Source organism: Moorena sp. SIO3I6 (assembly GCF_010672095.1).
Genome location: NZ_JAAHHU010000858.1, coordinates 1 through 2,062 on the forward strand (window position 1 = coordinate 1; position 2,062 = coordinate 2,062).

General features: G+C 43.7%; 3 protein-coding genes. All 3 read left to right on the forward strand.

The window, feature by feature from the left end; translation table 11 throughout:
• The coding region (locus F6K49_RS43625; protein ID WP_293107988.1) for a hypothetical protein at positions 1-203 on the forward strand (203 nt) is incomplete at its 5' end.
• A gap of 315 nt (positions 204-518) precedes the next feature.
• Entirely contained in the window at positions 519-1,067 is a 549-nt protein-coding gene (locus F6K49_RS43630; protein ID WP_293107991.1) for a calcium-binding protein, read from the forward strand.
• A 316-nt stretch (positions 1,068-1,383) separates the two neighbouring features.
• Positions 1,384-1,932, forward strand: coding sequence for a calcium-binding protein (locus F6K49_RS43635; protein WP_293107994.1), 549 nt, complete (start codon positions 1,384-1,386; stop codon positions 1,930-1,932).
• Positions 1,933-2,062: the final 130 nt, after the last annotated feature.

Here is a 2,062-nt window from a genome sequence, read left to right on the forward strand (position 1 = left end):
TCCTCGAAACCGGCAATGGATTTGATACCGTCAATAACTTCCAGCTTGGTATGACTACCTTTGATGTTAGCAATCCTAATCAGGTGAGCATCGTTGATGGTGCTAATGGTGCTGAAATCTCAAGCGGCGGAGACCTTCTGGCTGTAGTGCGTTTCACTCAAGCTAGCACTCTCAACAACAATTTCGATGACGTGTTTGTCTAGAATTTTTCTGCAAGCCTTCGGTGGAGGAAAGCTTACCAGAGCATAAAATCATGATTTTATGAGCATAGTGCGTCTGAGTTCACTCAGACGCATTTTTGATCAGGGTTGGTCTGCCCAGGGTTTTTGTTAAAGAACATTACAAAAACTTGCCCTTTTGTAGAAAAAATGCAGATTCAGTTTGATTAACCATTAGAGGCTGAAAAACACAGCAGTTTTTAGATACAGCCTCAGACAGCACCTCAGATGTAACTTCAGATACAACCGAGGTGTGGGTTACATAGCAAATGACGATTCCTTATTAAGGAGGAAACATTGATGAATTCTACTAATAGTATCACAGGAACAGCAGGTGATGATACCCTTCAGGGCACTGTCGAAAACGATCGGATTGACGGTTTGGGTGGCAATGACACGATCTTTGGTAGTCAGGGAATTGATTCCCTTATCGGTGGCAGTGGTAATGACCTGATCTACGGTGGTTCACAGAATGATCGGATTTACGGTGATAGCGGTAACGATACCATCTTCGCCAGTGAGGGTGATAATCTAATCTTTGGTGGTTCTGGTAATGACATCATCTATTCTGGCTCTGGCAATGATTACATTAGCAGTGGCAGTGGTAACGACACCCTATGGCTCGGGGGTGGTGACGATCGAATTTTCTTCCAAAGCGGCAATGGCTTTGATACTATCAATAACTTCCAGCTTGGTCTGACTACCTTTGATGCTGGCCATAGTAATCAGCTGAGCATCGTTGATGGTGCTAATGGTGCCGAAATCTCCAGGGGCGGAGACCTCCTGGCTGTGGTGAGTTCGACTCAAGCTAGTACTCTGATCGACAATTTCGATCAGGTATTTCTCTAGAATTTTTCTGCAAGCCTCTGGTAGAGCAAAGCTTGCCGGAGCATAAAATCATTACTTGATTAGCATAGTGCGTCTGAGTGAACTCAGACGCATTTTTGATCAGGGTTGGTCTGCCCAGGACTTTTGTTAAGAAATATTACAAAAGTTTGCCCTTTTGTAGAAAAAGGACAGATTCAGTTTGATTAACCATTAGAGGCTGAAAAACACAGCAGTTTTCAGATACAACCTCAGACAGCACCTCAGATGTAACTTCAGATACAACCGAGGTGTGGGTTACACAGCAGCTAACGATTGATTAATTACGGAGCAAAGATCAATGAATTCTTTCAATAATATCACCGGAACACCAGGCAATGATACCCTATCGGGCACTGGCGCAAACGATCGGATTGATGGTTTGGCTGGCGATGACATGATCTTTGGTCGTGAGGGAATAAATATTCTTATCGGAGGTGATGGTAATGACCGGATCGAGGGGGGTTCACAGCCAGATGGGATTTTCGGTGGTACCGGTAATGATACCATCTTCGGTAGTGAAGGTAATAATGTAATCTTTGGTGATGCTGGTGATGACTTGATCTTTTCTGGCTCTGGGGATGATTTTATTAATAGTGGTAGTGGTAACGACACCCTTTTCTTAGGGGGTGGTGACGATCGAATTTTCCTCGAAACCGGCAATGGATTTGATACCGTCAATAACTTCCAGCTTGGTATGACTACCTTTGATGTTACCAATCCTAATGATCTGAGCATTGTTGATAGTAATAATAATGCCCAAATCTTCAGCGGCGGAGACCTCCTCGCTGTGGTGCGTTTCACTCAAGCTAGCACTCTGATTGACAATTTCGATGACGTGTTTGTCTAGAATTTTTTTGCGAGCCTCTGGTAGAGCAAAGCTTGCCGGAGCATAAAATCATTGTTTTGCAGAATTCTTGTTAGAGGAGGTCAGGAAGATCTTAGAATTAAAACTTCGGTGATATTCCCCCTCTTTTCCA

Excerpts from the sequence above, each read along its gene's own strand:
- F6K49_RS43630 (WP_293107991.1), top strand. The coding sequence starts at position 519 with ATGAATTCTACTAATAGTATCACAGGAACAGCAGGTGATGATACCCTT.
- F6K49_RS43635 (WP_293107994.1), top strand. The coding sequence starts at position 1,384 with ATGAATTCTTTCAATAATATCACCGGAACACCAGGCAATGATACCCTA.